This is a genomic window from Ruegeria sp. CDSC052 (assembly GCF_059610685.1).
The window spans coordinates 115095-133661 of sequence record NZ_JBXWOB010000008.1 but is presented as its reverse complement, the minus strand read 5'-3'; the positions used below and the strand labels follow the sequence as shown (position 1 = coordinate 133661).

The following is an 18567-nucleotide window of genomic DNA, read 5'->3' as shown; positions in this document are numbered from 1 at the left end:
TTATTTGTTAAATGCGATGTCGCGCAAAAACAGTGCCACCTGCGGGAAGAAGATCATCAAGACCGAGACACTCAAAAGCATGATCACGAAAGGCGGCGTTCCTCTGATTACTTCCAGATAGGGACGTTTGAATACCGCTACCGCCGTGAAGATATCGCATCCGAACGGCGGGGTGGCCGAGCCGATGGCGGCCTGCAATGTGATCAAAGTGCCGACCAGAATTGGGTCCAGTCCGGTTTTCTCGACCACGGGCGCAAAGATCGGAACAAAGATCAAGATGACCACGATGGGATCCACGAACATACAGCCGATGAAGAACGCAATCGCGATTGTGAACAGGACGCCGATCTGCCCCATTTCATCAATGCCAAGAGCGCCCAAAATCTGTTGCGGTATCTGCGCGAATGACAGAACCCAGGCAAAGGCAGCACCTGCCCCCACCAAAATAAAAACTACCGCCGTTACCATGCCCGTTGACAGGGCGACCTGGTATAGGCCGGTGATTTTCATTGTTTTGAAAATGAAGACTTCCAGCAACACCGCATAGGCCACGCTGATTGCTGCGGCTTCGGTCGGGCTGAAAACGCCGAAGAAGATGCCGCCGATGATCAGAACCGGGAAACCCAGCGGCCACAAGGCCCGTTTCACCGCTGCCGCGCGTTCGCACCATGTGGCGGCCGGTTCAGTGGGGACGTCATTTAATTTGGCGTAGATCATACTGTAGACAGAGAACATGAACAGGATTAACAATCCGGGCCCGATGCCCGCGATGAACAGTTCAGGGATGGAGGCCTTGGCAACTACACCGTAGATGATCATCCCAATACTGGGCGGGATCAGGAACGCGATGTCACTTGAGTTGACGATCAGGGCCAAAATGAAAGAATCCTTGTAGCCACCTTTCAGCATTCGGGGCCTGAGTGGCGTTCCCACCGCAACGACCGTGGCTTGGGTGGACCCGGACACGGCACCGAACAATGCGCAAGCCGCAGCTGTACTGACGGCCAACCCCCCTCGAACATGGCGAACAAAGGCCATGACCATATCAATCAGCCGCCCTGCGGACTGGCCACGTGTCATGATATCCGCTGCCAGAATGAACATAGGAACGGCGATCAGTGAAGAGGGCCGGATGCCACCCAACATTTGCTGAATCATAAACTCGGTTTTGTCGATTGTGCCAAACAGCTCGATCACGCCGATGAACGCGCCGGCAATGAGGGGAACCATCATCGGAAACCCCATAAGCAGCAGGACAACCATTGCGGAAAACATCAAGAGTGCCATGGTTAAAGCTCCACTTCCAGTTCCCGCGCATCTGCTTCTCGCAGATCAGTTGACAGATAGATTTCAGGTTCCTGAAGGTTTTTGATGAAAGTGAGCGCGTATTGAACCCCGGTCACAAACAGCCCAATCGGCACCCAGAGGTAGCTGAGATAAACAGGGAATCCGAGGGCAGGATAGACCCGCCCCTTTGCGTACATGCTGATGATGTATTGCACAGCGTACCACGCCAAGAGCAGCAACAGCACAGCGGTGACTCCCGTGACTACAACCATCAAGATTTTTCTGACCCGTTCGGGTAACGCGTCTGAGATGGCGGACATGCGGATATGCCGACCATGGCGCGCGGCGTAGCCGATACCAGCAAATGTCACCAACAATATGAATATACTGTTCAACTCTTCGGCGAATATAATGGAGTGGTTGAAAACAAACCGGCTGATGACATTTGCGATGGTGTTGACTGCCATCAGAATGACGCCTGTGGCCATGATCACCCGCTCGAGCGCAGCGATCCCCTTGTCAATGCCATCAACAATTCCGGCAAGGCCCGACTTTTTCTTCGTCGTTTCGCTCATATTCCCCCCGAACATTCGCAATATAGGCTGATCGCCGGTTTACTATTTCCAAATTGCAGGCCCGAACTATGGTTCTGGGCCAGCACCGATTTTTCAGATGAACACATCGCAAACGTGATGGATGCCTGTGGCAAAGCGCTACTGCTGCGCAGCCGCTAGATCCTTCTTCATTTGCTCGAGGATGGCAGCGCCACGTTCGCCCGCTCTTTCGACAAAGGCTGCTTCGACCGCTTTTGCACGTTCTTTAAAGGGTGCACGCTCTTCCTCGGTTAGCCGGTTTATTGTGTAGCCCGGATTGCTCTCTTGAATTTTTGCCAGACCGGTTGCATCCAGTTCGACGGCAACATCAAGAATATAATCGAGTGCGACTTGCGACGCATTCTGAACAAGTTCTTTGTCCGCATCGCTTAGCGCGTCGTAAAACTCGGCATTGGCCATCACAGCAGTCGTGTACTGACCATGTCCGGTATAGGTCATCACATTAGTCAGGTTATCCAGATCATAGGCCTCGATCCAAATTGCCGGGTTTTCTTGCCCGTCAACCATTTTAGTTTTCAGTCCGCCGATCAGCTCGCCCCAAGGCATGGCAATCGGGGAAGCGCCAAAGGCCGTGTAAGTCTCCAAAAGCAATGGTGAGGTCATGGTCCGAATTTTCATACCTTCCAAATCGGCAGGTGTCCGAAATTCCTCCATTGTGGTGACCACCATCTCACCTTCCGGGAACACCGACAACAATTCCAGTCCCTGTTCGCGATAGATGTCGTGGAACATCTCGTTTACAGCGACGCCTTCTTTGAAAAACTTGCGCACGACTTGAGGGTCCGTCGGCTGGATATATGGCACCAGAAAGGCTTCGGCCTCTGGGATCAATGCACCGGTGAAACCTGGAGATTGATCAATGAACTGCAGCAATCCAGCCTGGGCCTGCTCCATGGCGTCGGCCGATTCACCAAGCGTACCCACAGGATAAATCTGGACTGTGTGATCCGAGTTGGCTTCGATTTCCTCTTTGAACTTGGTGGCGTACAGGCCTTGCGGATCTGTCAGCCCCTCTTCCATCGCATAGCGCCAATTGTCCGCATAAGCGGCAGTTGAGGTTAGCAATGCAGCAGCAAGGGGTGCGCAGACGCGCAGGGCAAAACGTGCAGTCTTGGTCATCATATCCTCCCAGATATCACCTTCTTTGTTAGTGATGTTCCACCACATCCCGAAGATTGTACTGCGAGTCAATTATTATATTGTTGCGCTACATTCTAATAAGCGAATTGCGGCAAAGGCTCGCGTGGGCGCAAAAGTAAACCGGCCAGAAGCTTCAGAGCTTGGCGAAAACGTTCGATTTCGCGAATGCTTCCCACCGAAATGCGCACTGCATTTGTTGGGGTAGCCTTGGGAGAAAGGAATGGGCTTTCGGGGGACACCGCAACATTTAGTTCGCGGGCATGGGCGACAAAACTGTTGGAATCCCAATCTGGAGGGAGCTGCAACCAAAGATGCAAACTGGCCGGATGGCCCGTCCATTTAAAACCAGCAAGCTCTTGCGTTGCTACGTGATACCGCTTGACTATTTCTGCGCGCTGCCAATCCGCCAGCGCTTGTGCTGTGCCATCTTCCACCCAGCGTGAGGCAAGTTCGCAGATCAGCGGCGTTGCCATCCAACCAAATACGATCAGTCTCGCTGTCAATGCAGGAAGCAAATGGTCCGGAGCAACGGCATAACCCGCACGCAACCCGCTGACCGTGCATTTGGTGAACGTTGTCAGGTAGACCGACAGTTCTGGTGCGAACATCGAAACAGGCGGCTGGCGATCCGCTGCGACCGGACCAAATGCATCGTTTTCAATAATATGCAGCTTATGTTTGCGGGCGATTGCAGCAATTTGGCGCCGACGTTCCTCTGGCATCATATGTACATTAGGGTTGGCAAGAGATGGCAATAAATACAATGCTTTAGGAGACTTTTCAACGCACGCCCTTTCCAATGCATCGGGCAGGATTCCGTGCTCATCAGTTTCAAGGCCAACATGTCGGTATCCGAAATATGCGACACTCGAAACCAAGAGGTGATGCGTGACCATATCTGACAGAATGACGTCGCCAGGACGCAATATCGCAGACATTGCTGCCGACATTCCATGCGTTACCCCGTTCGTCATGAGGACTGAATCTGCATTTGTCTCAAGGCCGCAATGTGAAAGCCATTTGACTCCCGTTTTTCGGTGAGTTTCGTGGCCTACATTCGGGCGTGTAGAAAGATATATTGCCGGGTCGAGCCCGGCATGCAAAGTCCTCAGCGTTGATTGCATCGCCTCAACATGCAGGCCATTAAACAAGGGGCGCGAAATCGACATGTCGAACAAGTTTCGAGGTTCTGACTCTAACTTGAATGGCTGTCCGTCGGTTTTGTCAGTGTCGACAACATAGCTGCCACGCCCAATCTGACCATCGATCAGGTTTTGGCGACGCAGAATGTCGTATGCTTTGCTGACGGTATTAACGCTCAACCTCAGGTCATCGGCCAGTTTCCGGTGTGTTGGTAATTTCTGTCCCGGTGACAAACTGCCGTCTTCAATCGCGCCTGCAATCATCGTGGCAAGGCTCGTATGCAGCGGTGAACTCAGCGTATCTCGGGATGGTTTCCAATTTGTCATGCGACAATAGTAACCAATTCGAATTCGCGAACAAGCAGATCAATCACAAAGAGCTTCACAGGGGTCGGAATTACAGCTTTTTGTATGTGTCTCCCTTGGGAAGAAAGTAGTTGCTGTGACCGCGGATCTATCACTTGGTTTTCCTGCACATCTCAACACGCCAGTTTGCGCGGATTGTCCGGGACTGGATGAAGCCCATTGGCTTTGGGGCCAGCGCCTACGGAACGCCCTCAATGCGCCGAACCAAAGTCACGCAGTTCGACAAGAAAAGACAGGAAATCTTCGGGCGGTTCAGTTGCTCTTGGGTCATGCAAAGATGGTAAGCACGGTTCGGCATCTGAGCGTCGAGCTTGAAGACGCCTTTGCCATCGCAGCAGCAATCGAGATCAAGAGCTTGTAGACCAATTTTGAACCGGCCATCTGCTGCTACGCATCTCATCGAACCTGCTGTTCGTTGCTAGCGCAAATTCTAACCCACCCCCAACTCGCAAGTTGAGGGATTTTTGCTCCGCGTCGCATAGAGAACAGACACGCGTTTAGCGACGTTTCTACAAGATGAGATGTCCTCGGCTGATTCCATACCTCAATCTACGGATCGCATCCTTGCAGGAGTTGCACTGATGCTTGGATTTTGCCTCACCGCTCCTTTGCTGGACGTAGCTGCAAAACTCGCATCGGCTAGCGTACCAGTTGGGCAGATTACGGCTGCTCGGTTTGTAGTGCAGTGCGTGTTGATGGCCCCGTTCGTCTGGATAATGGGGCTGTCGTTGCATGTAGCGCGAGGCAAATTGATCGTACTCGCATTCCGCTCATTACTTTTGCTGTTCGCAACTTTTTGCTTCATTGCTGCCATCCGTGTGATGCCACTCGCCGATGCGTTGGCGATCGTGTTTGTGGCCCCGTTCATTGTCTTGTTGGTTGGTAAGTTTTACTTTGGTGAAGACGTAGGTCCGCGTCGTGTCGGGGCAGCTCTTGTCGGGTTTGTTGGGGTGATGTTCGTCATCCAGCCCAGTTTCGCGGCCTTCGGCGCGGTTGCAATAATTCCGCTTGGTACGGCAGTTGCTTTCGCTTTCTACATTCTTGTGACGCGAGGATTGTCGCGTCGGATGCATCCCGTGGCTCTGCAATTCCACACTGGCCTGATTGCCAGCCTGTTTTCCATTCCAATCTTAATATTTGCGCAAGGCTCTGGTTCGGAGCTGTTCGATCCTGTTTGGCCGACAGACATCGCTTTGTTGTGGCTTTTGGGAGCTGGTTTTTTTGCAACGGTGAGCCACATGATGATGACCTATGCGCTTTCGTTCGCCCCTTCGGCCACATTGGCGCCTTTGCAGTACTTTGAGCTGCCAGTTGCGACCCTGTTCGGCTATCTTGTCTTCAATGACTTCCCGAACACGCTTAGCCTACTTGGTATTGCAATCATCATCAGTGCAGGGCTTTACATGATTCATCGCGAAAGAGTCGTAGCCAGACAATTGGACACAGAACGTGCAGCACCCCCAATCTAAAACTACTCTCTCTCGCGGCCCATTTCAGGCATTTGAGCAAAGCAGAATTTGGGATGACCGCTTCCACCGAGTTAGCCCGGTAAATTGCACAACATCGGCCGGCTACGGCCCTTCGCAAACCAGCGGGAAGGCTCCGATTTCCGGAATCGTGAGCGTGCCTACAGTGACGGATTCGTCTCCTTCGACAGCGGTTATCAATCGAACAGAGGCAACGATCCGACTGTATTCGGGATCGGCGAAGTCGATTACAGTACGCATATCGACATCGGCCCCCTGTGCCACGATGATTGGTATCGCACCATCGACTTCAGTAAGGCTCCAGTGTTTGCCGTCTGCGTGAATGGTCGCGCTTACGACTGCGAGACCAGGGACAGTTCCCAATCCGACATCAAATACAGCGCCTGATCCATCAGGGGCCTCGCAATACAGCCCGACAGTTGCGAATGCCGAGGTTGCCGAGAGGAGCGCTAAGAGCGCCAGTGCAGTAGTTCTGATCATGAACTTTCCTTTTCGTTCGCAATCCGGTCAAAATATATCTTTGGTTCAAAGTTCTCAATAAGCGCGTCTGAACGCGGGTCAAAGAAGCAGAAACACCAGCACCCTCAGACCACTACGTTGCCCCAAATTATTGGCACCGCACGGCTGGAACTTGGCTGGTTCCAGTGAGATTCTGCGCGTTGACACTGTTGCGACCTGTGTTGCCGTTTGGCCGCTAATCAGTTGCTAGGCCCGACTGATAGAAATCAAAATAGACCCGGACTCTCTGCATTTGATGAGAATCGCGCGCCGGACAAGAGCGGGGAATGCCCCATCACGAAAATCAGCGTCGTAATTTCCTTTAGAACGGCGTGGGGCATAATGAAGCTGCAGGCGTTGTCTTGTGTGTTCCGCTGCATTAGCGTCCGGAATCATGGTCATCCGACGAAACACATTTGCGCTATTGACGAGTCTTCTGGTCATTCTGGCCGGATTTGGTGGCGAGTCTCATGCCTGCGTCGGGCTTCACTGCAGGGACCATATGCAATCGGCGGGACACTCCGCCGCGGTGAAAAGCATCCCTGACATCTCGGCCCAAAGCAGCCATCACGACACGGATAATGCCGGAACCGGAGAGTGTAACCCTTCGCTTTGCCAAGCCGTCGTACTGATCTCGCAGAACAGCCAAGTCGTGTGGAATCAATATCAGCTTGACCGAGAGTTCCAGATTGGATCCCAATCCAAGTTGACTGAACCAGATAGCCCCTACAGACCCCCTGACCTTTGAAGCTGCCAAAATCCGCGCGCGCCTAAGTGACCGGCCCTTGCGGCTGTTTGCGATGTGCCGCAGCACTTCCAGCTTCTACAAAGTCAGGTTCAACCCATGAAGAAAAGTCACGTGTTAATCGGCGCTTGCGTCGTCTCGGCTGTTGCCGCTTTCATAGTTTTTCGTTCAGACCCAATCGAAGAAGCCAGCCCCCAGGCGACAGTTTCAAGAGACGGCCTAGTCGCAATTCAGATGCCGCCTATTGAGGGCAATGCAGCAATCGGCCAGCGGGTCTTTGATGCCTCCTGTGCCACTTGCCACGGTGTCAATGCGGTCGGAATTGACGGCGCAGGACCGCCACTGATCCACAAGATATACGAACCTAGTCACCACGCTGATGAAGCGTTTCAGAGGGCGGTTTCACAGGGTGTAAGAAGTCACCATTGGCAGTTTGGAGACATGCCACCCGTCGACGGATTGACGCGAGGTGACGTCGCTATGGTGATCGCCTACATTCGCGAAATCCAGCGCGCCAACGGAATAAATTGAGGATAGCCCCATGAAGAAGATTGTAACGCTTATACTCTTGGCCGCGCTCCCCAATTTTGCGCTGGCGCATTCCAAGGCCACAGAAACAACACCTGCAGATGGAACCACAGTAACGATTGTGCCCGCTGAAATTGGCCTCAATTTCTCGAAAGACATCCGGTTGACCCGGATAGAGATGGCACATGAAGAACACGGGGCAGTACGACTGGATCTAGGCGACCAGGCAAGATTTGCTCAGAAGTTCAAAATTCCACTGCCAGGCAATGGCGCGGGCACCTATGTCATCGAGTGGCGCGGTTTAGGTGAGGATGGTCATGCTATGCAGGGCGCGTTTACCTTTACTGTGGAATGAGCATGCCAGACATCTGGGGAATTGCTGCAATCCTCGCAAAGCTAGCACTCTATATCGGCTTTGCGGGGGCCACTGGCCTTGTGATCGTTAAGTGTCTCTATTCCAGCTTGGTCACACCGATAAGCCTGGCGATGAAACGCCAATCCATGGCCTTGGCGTGGCTTGCCCTCATCGCGACGGCACTGGGATTCATGCTTAGTGGTGCCCTCCTGACAGGCGGAGCGGATGGGCTGGTCGACCCCGAAATGCTTGGATTACTCTGGCAGACTTCCGTAGGCGATGTATTTGTTCTTCGAGTGATAGGCGCAGCAATGATCCTTGTCGGATTGTCTGTTCCGCGCTTTGGTTTAGGGATCGCACTTGTGGGTGGCACGATGGCTCTGTGGTCCTTTGCACAGATCGGGCACCTATCGGATCTAGAGAATTTTGGTACCCAACTCTTGTTACTAGCACACCTGATCTGTGTAGCTTTCTGGGTAGGCATCTTCAGCCCGCTGCGGAGTATGGCTCTTCAACCTGAGCAAATTGCAGACGCTGCTGCACTTGGGCATAGGTTTGGCCAAGCTGCGGCACTGATGGTACCCGCATTGATCGTCGCAGGTTTCTGGATGGCTTGGTTGCTTGTTGGTGATCTCCGAGCGCTCATCTCCACTGGTTATGGGCAGGCCCTGTTGCTCAAAGTACTATTTGTAGGGCTGCTATTGATCCTAGCCGCCGCGAACAAGCTTCGATTTGTTCCGGCAATGCTAGACGGAGATACCAAGGCGGCGCAGCACCTCGCCCGTTCCATCGAAGTTGAGGCGCTGATCGTTCTGGCGGTGCTGACAACTACGGCGACACTAACAACCGTTCTGACGCTTCCGAATTGAGGTGGGTGGAGATGACCAGGCACTTATTTATATTGGTCCTATGCAGCGTTTATTCCAGCGTTGCCGCGGATCATACGTTTACAGACAGAGACGTGGCGAATGGACAGAGGCTCTACGTAGATCAATGCGCCGCGTGCCACGGCGTTAACCTGGAAGGCCAACCCAACTGGCAAACACCGGGTGAAGACGGTGTGATGCCTGCGCCACCACATGACGTGACCGGGCACACATGGCACCATGATAGCCTGCTTTTGTTTGACTACACCAAATTCGGCGGTGCAAAGACACTGGCCGCACGCGGCGTCAAGAATTTCAACAGTGGCATGCCGGGTTTCGAAGGCACTTTGACTGATGACGGCATATGGGATGTTCTGGCTTATATCCGTTCCACATGGCCGAAAGATATTCAGCAGGCACAAGCCAGTCGCAACCTCGCACACGACTAGAGGCAGGCCAACACGAATGTCAGAGACATCATCTGTGTGGGATGCCTGAACGTTGGCAAATCGCAATGTTCAGGAGGAACTATTTTCCGGAGCTCGAAATCCCAAAAGCCTTTCGATATTTGGGAATGAAAATATCTTTCCCCTTTATCTTGCGTGTGATCCAGTCACCCACTGTCACAAAAAGCCAGCTGCTGCCGATGACCGGCCCAAGGGGCACCAGAATGGGTGCTTTTTTCCAGGGCGCGTAGGGTTTCTGACTTTCGACGGGTGCGCCCTCGATTACTTTCTTAAGCGTTTTGATCAGCCACGGATTCTGCCGTGCCGTTGCTACGATTGTCATTCCGTCGCCAATGTCGGCAATGTCACCGCCGACGAAGACATTCGGATAGCTTGACGGTCGCAACCATTTGTCGGTTTTGACCCTACCCAATGCATCAGCCGACACGCCCGGAAGGCTTTGAACCAAAGACGATTGAGGTTTCGATCCAACCACCGGAAATACCAGATCGGCCGCAATCACTCTACCGTCGGTCAAACTCACGGATCCTTCGTAGGGCCGATCCAAATGGCGTAAATCCTGCGCCCTCTGGCCGAGAATGACAGTGACGCCCAGCCGTTCCAATTTACCTTTGAGTTGCGCGCCTAGCTTGGCCGGGTACTTGGGAAACAAGGTATCATCCGACGAAACCAAGGTGATGGATTTACCCGGATGTGCCGAGGCTGTTTCGCCCGCAAGCTCTGTACCGACAGCGCCTGCCCCTACGATCACAACTGAATTCGCCTTGGCCAGTTGCGCGCTGACGTCTTTGCTCGCTTGCTGAAAATCCGCAATGCTGTCACCCGACGGCTTGAACGGCGCTGCATAGGATGATCCGGTGGCGATCAGGATATAGTCCGCCGGAAAGACAGCTCCAGATTCCAAAGTGACCTCGGTTTCAGAGACCGAAACGGCGCGCCCACGCACGACCTTACCCGATTGCAGCAGATTGTCGTATGGCAGGATGATCTGGTCCAGCAAGGCGGGTTCAACCAGCGCGCGGATCGCTGCAGGCGGATGCACGAACGCTTCGCGTTGCTCAATTAGGGTGACGTCCGCGCAAGCGTCCAGTTCCCGGGCAACTTCAAACCCGACATATCCCCCGCCAATGATCACAATTTTCTTCTTCGCCATAGGGTCCCCCCGTTGCGGCATAACGTTCTGACCACTATCTAAAATTGCACGTTCACACGAACAAGTACGGTCATATAGGATACTGCCTTGAAACATGATGAGTTAGAGGATCATTGTCAGATCGAAGCATTGATCTCAGCGATCTCAGGTCGATGGAAGCTGTTGATCATCTACTGGCTTTCGCAGGGGGACTGCCGGTTCAACCAGCTTCAGCGAAACCTCGGGCGCATCACACATCGAACGTTAACGCGCCAGCTGACCGAGTTGCAGACGACGGGCTTTGTCTCTCGCAAAGACTTCAAGACCATACCGCCGCATGTCGAATACAGCCTCACACCTCTGGGTCAAAGCCTGCTTCCACTGCTGTATGAGATGCATCAATGGGCGGCGCAGAATGCGGACAAGTTACCGGAACCGAAAGATCTTTCGAAACAACTAGGGCGATGACCCAGCCCCTTGAACCGGGGCCAGGCATCTGAAGGGGTAAGACCAAGATCTATGTCAAAGACCGACCAATATCTCTGGCAACCATGTCGCCACTTCGGGGATCAGGATGATGACCACAAGAACCAGCATTTGCGCCCCTACAAAGGGCAACACGCCGCGATACATCTGCCCATAGCTCATGTCACGCGGAGCGATTGATCGAAGATAGAAAATCGACGGTGCCATTGGCGGTGTCAGATACGAAGTCTGAATCACCACTAGAACCATCATGGCAAACCAGATCGGATCAATTCCGGCGGATTTCACGATCGGGGCAAAGATCGGAATGAAAATCAGAACGATCGACACCCAGTCCAGTACAAAGCCCGCGAAAAAGACCACCAACAAAAAGAATGCGATGATACCGGCATTGCCATACCCGATCCCGGCAACGGTATCGCGCACCAGCTGTCCGCCTCCGGTGACCGCAAAGATGCTGGTGAACATCGTTCCTCCGGCCACGATCAACATGATCATAGCGGTGATGCGCAGGGTCACATTCAGTGCCTCGGACATCAGTTTCAGGTTTAGTTCCCGAAACATCAAAGCCAGCAGGATCGTACCGGCGGCCCCGACTGCGGCAGCTTCGGTGGCCGAGGCAACACCGGCCAGAAGCGAGCCCAGCACCAGGACAATCAATGCCAGCGGGGGCAACAATGCCGTCAACGTCACCTTCATCTTACGGCCGGTTGACATCGCGCGCTCTGCCTGTGGCAACGGAGGAGCGTCAGCAGGTCGGACCATGCTGCGCACCAAAATATAAAGCACGAAGAATACCACCATCAGCAAGCCGGGCAGGATAGATGCGGCAAACAGCTTGCCAATCGACAGCTGCGCAATCGACGCATAGACGACCACAATGACCGAGGGTGGAATTATTGTCCCCAGTGAGCCCCCTGCACAGATTGTTCCCGCGATGAGGTCATTACGATAACCCGCTTTGGTCATGGCTGGGATGGCCATCAACCCCACAACTATCTCGACCGCACCTACAACGCCGGATGCGGCGGCGAAAACTGCGCACATTGCAATCGTCGACAGCGCCAATCCACCGGGCAAGCCGCCCAGCCACAACTGCAGTGCAAAGAACAGACGTTTCGCGATCCCCGAACGCTCAAGTATCGCCCCCATGAAAATGAACAGAGGGATTGCTGCCAGTACGAAATTCGAAGCCGTATGAAGCAGCGGACCATAAAGCTGCAAAAAGATCAGCTCGCCGAACACCATGTAGCCAAAGGCGACGGAGATGATGATGAGCGAAAAGGCCACCGGCACTCCGGCAAAGACCAGCACAAAAAGGGCTGCAAACATCAGTAATGGTGTCATTGGTTTTCTTCCATGCCGTCCAGTTCGCCCGGTGCCTCACCAGGGTTCTTGCGCCCCGAAAGCAACTTGATCGCCTCAGCCAGGAATTGCAGCGCCAAGGCCGCCAGACCAACGGCGATGACCGTGTAAAACGGCCAGACAACCGGCGCCCAGGGGCTGACGCTTTCGACCTCTCCGGTGATCAGTGCTTTCCAGGCTTTTTTGCTTGCAACGCAGGCAAAGATGGTCGTGATCGGTGTCATGACCAACAGAAAGACAGCACCGTTCAACAGCTGCTGCGCCCGCATCGGCATACGCTGCGACAGAAAGTCGATCCTGACATGCACGTCACAGCGCAGGGCATAAGCCGCCCCAAGCAGAAAAACCGAACCGTTCAGCATGTACGAGATATCAAACGCCCAAAGCGTCGGCGCACCAAACGCATAGCGAGCAACAACCTCGTACAGCATTGCCACAATCAGGGCAAAAATTACGCATCGACCCAGCAGGGCCAGCGCCCCAGCAATCGCGTCGATGACTCTGAGAATAGTGGTCATGTATGTCCCCGGAAACGGATGACCGGCACGAGTATCCGGTCATCCAACCAATGTCAGGGCAGAGCCTATTCGGCGCTGTCGCGAACCAAATAACCCGAATTCTCGGCCCAGTTCGCTTGATAGGTGAGGTAGCTGTCCAGAACCTCTTGCATCCGGGCGCTTCCGTCTTCGGCTTTTTTGGCAGCCTGGCTACGGGCCCAATCGCGCCCGGCGGCGCGGATCTTTTCGGATTCCGCTGGTACCATGTTGATGATTTCAACTTTGGTATCGCGGAAGGCAGCCATGGCTTGAATGTCCGCGTGACCGAAATGTGTGAAGCTTTCGTATGTTGTCAGCTTGGCCGCTGCGGTAACCTGAAGCTTGATATCCTCGGGCAGAGCATCCCAGGTTTCCTGTTTGACGAAGACTTCCCACAGAAAGGACGGCTGATGCACGCCGGGCATGATCATATAGGGCGCAACCTCGTGGAAACCTTCAGAGATATTGCCTCCTGGTGTCGACCATTCGACCGCGTCCACACCCTTACGCTGCAGCAAAGTGTAGATTTCATTTCCCGGGACAACCGTCGGAACGCCGCCAAAGCTTTCCTGTAGAACAGCGGCCCATGCGCCCGAGGTCCGGTATTTGACGCCCTTCAGATCGCTGGTTGTTTCGATCTTGACGTTCGAATGCGCCATCACTTCGGACGTACCGACCCCAACGACCAGCGTGTGCAGACCCATTTCTTCGCGGCGGAAATCCTGCAGCATCTGCTCACCGCCGCCTTCATAGATCCAGTGCAGGGTCGCCTCGCCGGACATTCCACCGGGGAAGCTGGCGAAAACGGCATTGGTCGGGTCCTGGTTTACCAGATAAGACGGCGTGGAATGTCCGGCTTCGACGATGCCGTCCTGAACTACTTCATACGCCTTGAAGGCCGGGGCCAGAACGCCCGCGCCAAAAGGTTGGACATGCATGCGCCCCGCGGTCAGTGTGTCCACATTAGCCGCAAAGCGTTCCATGAAGTTCTGGTAAAAGAATGAACCTTCACCAATCGCTGCGGTCATCTTCCATTCAATTTCTGCGGCGCTTGCGGGCATTGCAAGCGTGGCTGTTACCGCCAGGGCGGCAAAGTTCGAGAAGAGTTTCATCTTGTCCTCCTGTTATGGGCCAAAGCCCGATTTTGCACGTCGAATGACGCGGAATTTCCGGTGATCTGCTTCTATGGCAGAGTGTTGCGGATGATACGGAACAGCCGATCTGGGTGTCCCTGCCCGGCCCCGTTCACCGGGGCCAAAGCCTTTGATATGGCCGAAGGAATTTCTTGCCTCAGCCCTGTGGTTCACCGCTTATTGCGTCGAGCCTTCCAGATCTTCGGGGCTGAGTGCGGCGGGCATGTTCTGATATGCTACGGGTCGCAGCCAACGGCGGATGGCCATTGTGCCGACGCTTGTCGCGCCGAAATTCGTGCTGGCAGGATAAGGCCCCCCGTGGACCATGGACCCCACCACCTCGACCCCGGTTGGGAAGCCGTTGAACAGCAACCGCCCGGCCTTGCGCTCCAGAATCGGGAAGAGTTGCTGCGCCAGCGCAGTGTCGCTGTCATCCATCTGGATCGTGGCCGTAAGTTGCCCGTCCAGCTGGGCTGACAAGGTAACCATCTCTTTTTCCGAGCCGACGCGCACAATCAGCGATGCGGGCCCAAACACTTCTTCGCTGAGGCTGGGATCAGCCAGAAACGCTTCGGCATCGGTTTCGAATAGCGCCGGTTCAGCTGAACGGCCTGCAGTGGAACCTTGATGGATCGTGCGCACGGCGGGATGTTCGGCCAAATGCGATTGGCCGGATCGAAATGCCTCGGCAATCCCATCGGTCAGCATGGTCTGTGATGGCACTGTACTCAGAGCACTCGCAGCAGCATCGATAAATTGGTCAGCATCATCGCCTGTGATCATCACGGCAACGCCCGGATTGGTGCAAAACTGCCCTGCCCCCATGGTCATCGACCCCGCCCAGGCTTTGCCGATCTCTTCACCTCTGGCGGCCATAGCGTTTGGAAGAACAAACATCGGATTGACCGAGCCCAATTCACCAAAGAACGGGATCGGGTCTGGGCGGGTTGAGCAGAGGTCAAACAGCGCCCTGCCTCCGGCCAGCCCACCGGTAAAGCCCACGGCACGGATTGCCGGATGCTTTACCAATGCTTCTCCGATGCTGCGGTCCCCACCTTGCACCAATGAGAATACGCCGTCGGGCATACCGGTCGCCCTGGCCGCCGCGTGGATGGCATCAGCGACGATTTCGCCGGTGCCCGGATGGGCGGGGTGGCCTTTGACCACGACCGGGCAACCTGCGGCCAGTGCCGATGCGGTGTCACCTCCGGCAACCGAAAATGCCAAGGGGAAGTTCGAGGCGCCAAAAACAGCCACCGGGCCAACCGGGCGCTGCATCATCTTGATGTCAGGACGTGGGGCGGGTTGGCGATCCGGCATCGCCAGATCATGGCGGCGCTCTAGATACGCACCATCCTGGACGAATTCGGCAAACATGCGCAACTGACCAACCGTGCGTCCCCGCTCGCCCTGAAGACGCATCTCAGGCAGACCGGTTTCTGCACTGCCAATGCTGGTGATGGCCTCGGCACGGGCCTCGATCTCATCCGCGATAGCATTCAGGAACTTGGCCCGATCCGCTCGGCTGCGATTGGCGTAATCTCCAAAGGCGGCCTCGGCTAGGGTACAGGCCTGATCAACCAACTCAGGCGTTCCCGCAGCAAAGTTGCTCCCCTCACCCGAGACGGGGCTGGAGGCAATGCTTTCATCAGCTCCAACCCACTGACCGCCAATCAAGTGCTGACCGCGAAAAACATATCCATTATTCAACGACATACCCAATCCTCACGCTGCATTTTGCGCCGAAGAATCGGCCTGACTAGTCCAGTTCTCGTACCAGGTGCGGAACAGTCTGAACTGTTGTTCAACATAGCCGCGCTGGCTGTCAGTAAGGGCATCTGTTTCGTTGAAATGATGCGTGTATTCGGGATGACCCGTCATAACCATCAAGTGTTTGTAGTAGAGCACAAGATCGGTGCCTTCGTCGAAGGACGACAAAACGCCCAAAGCCGCCTCAAGCTCCAACGCCCGGGCACGCGCGTTGGCATCGCCCTTGGCCGCCGCCTGACACAAATCCACCAGATGCAGAATCTCATCGGGCAGCACATTCCCGATCCCAGTGATGGCGCCGGTTGCGCCACAATTCACGATTCCGTGGAACACTGCGGTATCCACGCCGACCATCAGGGAAACATTGTCATCACCGCTGGTGATGTTTTCGGACGCATAGCGCAGATCTTCGGCGCCGCCGAATTCCTTGTAACCGATCAGGTTCGGGTGGTCCTTGCGCAGATCAAAGAACAGGTCCGCACGGGTGGTAAATCCGTAATAAGGGCTGTTGTAGATCACTGCGGGAAGATCCGGTGCCGCGGCCAGAATGCCTTTGAAGTGGTGCCGCTGCGCAGTCATGGACGCGCCGCGTGACAGTACACGTGGAATGACCATCAAGCCGCTGGCGCCCACTTTCTGCGCGTGTGCGGCATGCTGGATTGCCAAGGCCGAATTGATCGCGCCTGTTCCCACGATCACCGGGATACCAGCCCCGACCAACGCCTCGACGCCCTGCATACGTTGCGCATCGGTCAAAAGGGGCCAATCACCCATCGAGCCACAATAGACAACCGCGGACATGCCCGTCTCGATCAGCTCAAGACCTTTACGCACAAGCGCCTCAAAGTCAGGACTGCGATCCGCGCGACAGGGCGTCATCAGGGCCGGGATGCATCCGGAAAAGACATTCGGGTTCACGATTTGGGTCTCCGTATTTTTTTTGCCGGGCCGGTGGAATGCCCCACCGGGTTAGGGATTCGTGTAATCTTGCCGTCAGTCTACTTTAAATATTTTATTTGTCGACAAATTTTCGACAAGAAGGAATAAGGCCCTAAAATACGTGAAAAACAACTGGTTTTTGGCTGGGATTAACACTCGACTTAGCACCGGTACGTGTGGCAAAATTGATGTGCGAACGCAGATGGACCGCGATCCAGCGGCTAGGGAATGCTCTGACATGGAAAAACGAAAGCCGGTCGAAGCCGGCCGCAAACGTGGATCAGGCGTTCAGTTCGTCTATGAAACCCTGCGGGACGAAATCATCGACCTCGCCCTTGCGCCCGGCAGCGCCATAGACGAGGCCAAGCTGAGCGAGCGGTTCTCGATGTCGCGCACCCCGATCCGTGAAGCCCTTGTCAGGCTGACGTCGGAAGGGTTGGTGGCGACACTGCCGAACCGCGCGAGCATCGTGGCGCCCATAGACTTTTTGAATCTTCACACATTCTTTGATGCGATGACCCTGATGTATCGCGTTACAACCCGGCTGGCCGCCGAATACCGAACGGACCAGGATCTGTGCGACATTCGCATGCGGCAGCAGGAATTTTCGGATGCAGCTGCCAAAAATGACGTTCTGACCATGATCGCAAAAAATGCAGAGCTTCATAATACAATCGCCAAAGCAGGGCGCAACCCATATTACGAAAGCCTGACGCGCAGATTGCTGAACGAAGGGCAACGGATCATGCGGCCCTATTATTCGTCTTTTGGGGATCGGTTACCGGATCGGTATTCCCTGGAACATGACGACATAATCGCAGCTATAGCGGCCCAGGACATCACCGAGGCCGACCGATTGGCGAGCGCCCATGCGGAACAAATCGTCCAGAACATCCGCGACATGATCTCGGCGGATCGGCGTCACTCAATCAAACTCTGATTCTGTTTCGCTAGATACTAAGCCGTTGGAAAAATTGAGGGGTTTGAAGGTTTACACCCGGATCTTCCCAAATAAATTTACCTCTGCTAAAAAAATTTTGATATTTCCTCTGCGATCCGGTTGAATGCGCGGCAACCCACGATTCCGGGAGACAGGGAATGACCGCAGCAAACGCGCGCGACAAATCAAAGCCGAAGGGCACGCCGACCGAGTTGGGGCAGGCAATTCGCAGGCGGCGCAAGGCGATGGGCCTGACTTTGGACAAGGTCGCACAGACCTCTGATCTGACAACGGGCTTTCTGTCTCAGGTCGAGCGCGGCCTGAGCTCACCCTCGCTGACCTCGCTGATGGCGATTGCCGCGGCACTTCAAACCAGCATCGAAAAGCTGCTCAGCGTACCCGAGGTGTTCAGCGAATATGTGGCAAAGGACAACCGCCAGACATACTCCCTGGGTATGCGGGGCAGGTTTTATGAGAAGCTGGGCCCTGGTTTTACCGGTGCATTGTTCAACCCACAGATCGTTCATCGCCCCCCGGGGCACGTTTCCGAAAAGATGCGGCATGAGGGCGAGGCGTTTTGCTATCTGATCTCGGGACGGCTTGAATATCACCTTGGTGACAAGGTTTTCATTATGTCGCCAGGTGACGTCGTTCACCACGACACATCTACCCGCCATTTCTCAGTCGTATTGGGGGACGTAGAAGCCGTAGAGCTTTGGGTAACAACCTCTCCGATCAATGATTCCGGCTTTGTGGCAAGTTAAATTGACC

Annotated in this window: 19 protein-coding genes and 1 pseudogene; 9 read left to right on the top strand and 11 right to left on the bottom strand. The window is 54.7% G+C overall.

Going from position 1 to position 18567, the window contains the following annotated elements:
- The 4 genes from AC2FIM_RS14155 to ehuR form a co-directional block, all read right to left on the bottom strand.
- Positions 1-1287, bottom strand: a complete 1287-nt coding sequence (locus AC2FIM_RS14155) for a TRAP transporter large permease (protein WP_271950050.1) — start codon at positions 1285-1287, stop codon at positions 1-3.
- A 2-nt stretch (positions 1288-1289) separates the two neighbouring features.
- Complete coding sequence (locus AC2FIM_RS14150; protein ID WP_496689997.1) at positions 1290-1862, bottom strand: TRAP transporter small permease; 573 nt, start codon at positions 1860-1862, stop codon at positions 1290-1292.
- Between the two features lie 138 nt (positions 1863-2000).
- Positions 2001-3020, bottom strand: coding sequence for a TRAP transporter substrate-binding protein DctP (dctP, locus tag AC2FIM_RS14145; protein ID WP_271950046.1), 1020 nt, complete (start codon positions 3018-3020; stop codon positions 2001-2003).
- Positions 3021-3115: 95 nt separating this feature from the next.
- Entirely contained in the window at positions 3116-4510 is a 1395-nt protein-coding gene (gene ehuR, locus AC2FIM_RS14140) for a MocR-like ectoine utilization transcription factor EhuR (protein WP_496677991.1), read from the bottom strand.
- A gap of 143 nt (positions 4511-4653) precedes the next feature.
- Between ehuR and AC2FIM_RS14135 the strand changes: the two are divergent.
- Both AC2FIM_RS14135 and AC2FIM_RS14130 read left to right on the top strand, forming a co-directional pair.
- A pseudogene (locus AC2FIM_RS14135) lies at positions 4654-4910 on the top strand (site-specific integrase); the annotation flags it as partial.
- Between the two features lie 160 nt (positions 4911-5070).
- Entirely contained in the window at positions 5071-6018 is a 948-nt protein-coding gene (locus AC2FIM_RS14130) for a DMT family transporter (RefSeq protein ID WP_496677993.1), read from the top strand.
- Positions 6019-6120: 102 nt separating this feature from the next.
- On the opposite strand, the gene AC2FIM_RS14125 is transcribed toward AC2FIM_RS14130, so the two are convergent.
- Positions 6121-6516, bottom strand: a complete 396-nt coding sequence (locus AC2FIM_RS14125) for a hypothetical protein (RefSeq protein WP_142637846.1) — start codon at positions 6514-6516, stop codon at positions 6121-6123.
- Positions 6517-7378: 862 nt separating this feature from the next.
- On the opposite strand from AC2FIM_RS14125, the gene AC2FIM_RS14120 reads away from it, so the two are divergent.
- From AC2FIM_RS14120 to AC2FIM_RS14105, 4 genes are all read left to right on the top strand, one after another.
- Positions 7379-7810, top strand: a complete 432-nt coding sequence (locus tag AC2FIM_RS14120) for a c-type cytochrome (RefSeq protein ID WP_142637844.1) — start codon at positions 7379-7381, stop codon at positions 7808-7810.
- Between the two features lie 10 nt (positions 7811-7820).
- Positions 7821-8162 (top strand): copper resistance CopC family protein, encoded by a 342-nt coding sequence (locus AC2FIM_RS14115; protein WP_142637842.1) that lies wholly within the window; start codon positions 7821-7823, stop codon positions 8160-8162.
- Positions 8159-9031, top strand: a complete 873-nt coding sequence (locus AC2FIM_RS14110; protein WP_246097244.1) for a CopD family protein — start codon at positions 8159-8161, stop codon at positions 9029-9031. The genes AC2FIM_RS14115 and AC2FIM_RS14110 overlap by 4 nt, the downstream gene beginning before the upstream one ends.
- Positions 9032-9123: 92 nt before the next feature.
- On the top strand, positions 9124-9477 hold the full coding sequence (locus tag AC2FIM_RS14105; protein WP_425472001.1) for a c-type cytochrome: 354 nt from the start codon (positions 9124-9126) through the stop codon (positions 9475-9477).
- Between the two features lie 79 nt (positions 9478-9556).
- Here AC2FIM_RS14105 and AC2FIM_RS14100 read toward each other — a convergent pair whose 3' ends face one another.
- Entirely contained in the window at positions 9557-10648 is a 1092-nt protein-coding gene (locus AC2FIM_RS14100; RefSeq protein ID WP_142637838.1) for an NAD(P)/FAD-dependent oxidoreductase, read from the bottom strand.
- An 87-nt stretch (positions 10649-10735) separates the two neighbouring features.
- Here AC2FIM_RS14100 and AC2FIM_RS14095 point away from each other — a divergent pair, with 87 nt between their 5' ends.
- Positions 10736-11095, top strand: coding sequence for a winged helix-turn-helix transcriptional regulator (locus AC2FIM_RS14095; protein WP_142637835.1), 360 nt, complete (start codon positions 10736-10738; stop codon positions 11093-11095).
- Between the two features lie 54 nt (positions 11096-11149).
- Here AC2FIM_RS14095 and AC2FIM_RS14090 read toward each other — a convergent pair whose 3' ends face one another.
- The 5 genes from AC2FIM_RS14090 to AC2FIM_RS14070 form a co-directional block, all read right to left on the bottom strand.
- The gene (locus AC2FIM_RS14090) at positions 11150-12460 is read right to left on the bottom strand and encodes a TRAP transporter large permease (protein ID WP_271950034.1); all 1311 of its coding nucleotides are present in this window, start codon (positions 12458-12460) and stop codon (positions 11150-11152) included.
- Positions 12457-12996 (bottom strand): TRAP transporter small permease subunit, encoded by a 540-nt coding sequence (locus tag AC2FIM_RS14085; RefSeq protein ID WP_282022044.1) that lies wholly within the window; start codon positions 12994-12996, stop codon positions 12457-12459. Before AC2FIM_RS14085 ends, AC2FIM_RS14090 begins: the two co-directional genes overlap by 4 nt.
- Before the next feature lie 65 nt (positions 12997-13061).
- A complete protein-coding gene (gene dctP, locus AC2FIM_RS14080; protein WP_496678000.1) occupies positions 13062-14126 on the bottom strand; it encodes a TRAP transporter substrate-binding protein DctP in 1065 nt (354 codons plus the stop codon).
- A gap of 198 nt (positions 14127-14324) precedes the next feature.
- Positions 14325-15863, bottom strand: a complete 1539-nt coding sequence (locus AC2FIM_RS14075) for an aldehyde dehydrogenase (NADP(+)) (protein WP_271950028.1) — start codon at positions 15861-15863, stop codon at positions 14325-14327.
- A 9-nt stretch (positions 15864-15872) separates the two neighbouring features.
- Positions 15873-16838, bottom strand: coding sequence for a dihydrodipicolinate synthase family protein (locus tag AC2FIM_RS14070; RefSeq protein WP_416383930.1), 966 nt, complete (start codon positions 16836-16838; stop codon positions 15873-15875).
- A gap of 256 nt (positions 16839-17094) precedes the next feature.
- Here AC2FIM_RS14070 and AC2FIM_RS14065 point away from each other — a divergent pair, with 256 nt between their 5' ends.
- A complete protein-coding gene (locus tag AC2FIM_RS14065) occupies positions 17095-17796 on the top strand; it encodes a GntR family transcriptional regulator (RefSeq protein WP_271950025.1) in 702 nt (233 codons plus the stop codon).
- Between the two features lie 158 nt (positions 17797-17954).
- A complete protein-coding gene (locus tag AC2FIM_RS14060; protein ID WP_271950023.1) occupies positions 17955-18560 on the top strand; it encodes a helix-turn-helix domain-containing protein in 606 nt (201 codons plus the stop codon).
- Positions 18561-18567: the final 7 nt, after the last annotated feature.

What these genes read in the sequence shown, in the direction of transcription:
- AC2FIM_RS14155 (WP_271950050.1), bottom strand. Translation starts at nt 1,287, where the DNA reads ATGGCACTCTTGATGTTTTCCGCAATGGTTGTCCTGCTGCTTATGGGG.
- AC2FIM_RS14150 (WP_496689997.1), bottom strand. Translation starts at nt 1,862, where the DNA reads ATGAGCGAAACGACGAAGAAAAAGTCGGGCCTTGCCGGAATTGTTGAT.
- dctP (WP_271950046.1), bottom strand. Translation starts at nt 3,020, where the DNA reads ATGACCAAGACTGCACGTTTTGCCCTGCGCGTCTGCGCACCCCTTGCT.
- ehuR (WP_496677991.1), bottom strand. Translation starts at nt 4,510, where the DNA reads ATGACAAATTGGAAACCATCCCGAGATACGCTGAGTTCACCGCTGCAT.
- AC2FIM_RS14130 (WP_496677993.1), top strand. Translation starts at nt 5,071, where the DNA reads ATGTCCTCGGCTGATTCCATACCTCAATCTACGGATCGCATCCTTGCA.
- AC2FIM_RS14125 (WP_142637846.1), bottom strand. Translation starts at nt 6,516, where the DNA reads ATGATCAGAACTACTGCACTGGCGCTCTTAGCGCTCCTCTCGGCAACC.
- AC2FIM_RS14120 (WP_142637844.1), top strand. Translation starts at nt 7,379, where the DNA reads ATGAAGAAAAGTCACGTGTTAATCGGCGCTTGCGTCGTCTCGGCTGTT.
- AC2FIM_RS14115 (WP_142637842.1), top strand. Translation starts at nt 7,821, where the DNA reads ATGAAGAAGATTGTAACGCTTATACTCTTGGCCGCGCTCCCCAATTTT.
- AC2FIM_RS14110 (WP_246097244.1), top strand. Translation starts at nt 8,159, where the DNA reads ATGAGCATGCCAGACATCTGGGGAATTGCTGCAATCCTCGCAAAGCTA.
- AC2FIM_RS14100 (WP_142637838.1), bottom strand. Translation starts at nt 10,648, where the DNA reads ATGGCGAAGAAGAAAATTGTGATCATTGGCGGGGGATATGTCGGGTTT.
- AC2FIM_RS14090 (WP_271950034.1), bottom strand. Translation starts at nt 12,460, where the DNA reads ATGACACCATTACTGATGTTTGCAGCCCTTTTTGTGCTGGTCTTTGCC.
- AC2FIM_RS14085 (WP_282022044.1), bottom strand. Translation starts at nt 12,996, where the DNA reads ATGACCACTATTCTCAGAGTCATCGACGCGATTGCTGGGGCGCTGGCC.
- dctP (WP_496678000.1), bottom strand. Translation starts at nt 14,126, where the DNA reads ATGAAACTCTTCTCGAACTTTGCCGCCCTGGCGGTAACAGCCACGCTT.
- AC2FIM_RS14075 (WP_271950028.1), bottom strand. Translation starts at nt 15,863, where the DNA reads ATGTCGTTGAATAATGGATATGTTTTTCGCGGTCAGCACTTGATTGGC.
- AC2FIM_RS14065 (WP_271950025.1), top strand. Translation starts at nt 17,095, where the DNA reads ATGGAAAAACGAAAGCCGGTCGAAGCCGGCCGCAAACGTGGATCAGGC.
- AC2FIM_RS14060 (WP_271950023.1), top strand. Translation starts at nt 17,955, where the DNA reads ATGACCGCAGCAAACGCGCGCGACAAATCAAAGCCGAAGGGCACGCCG.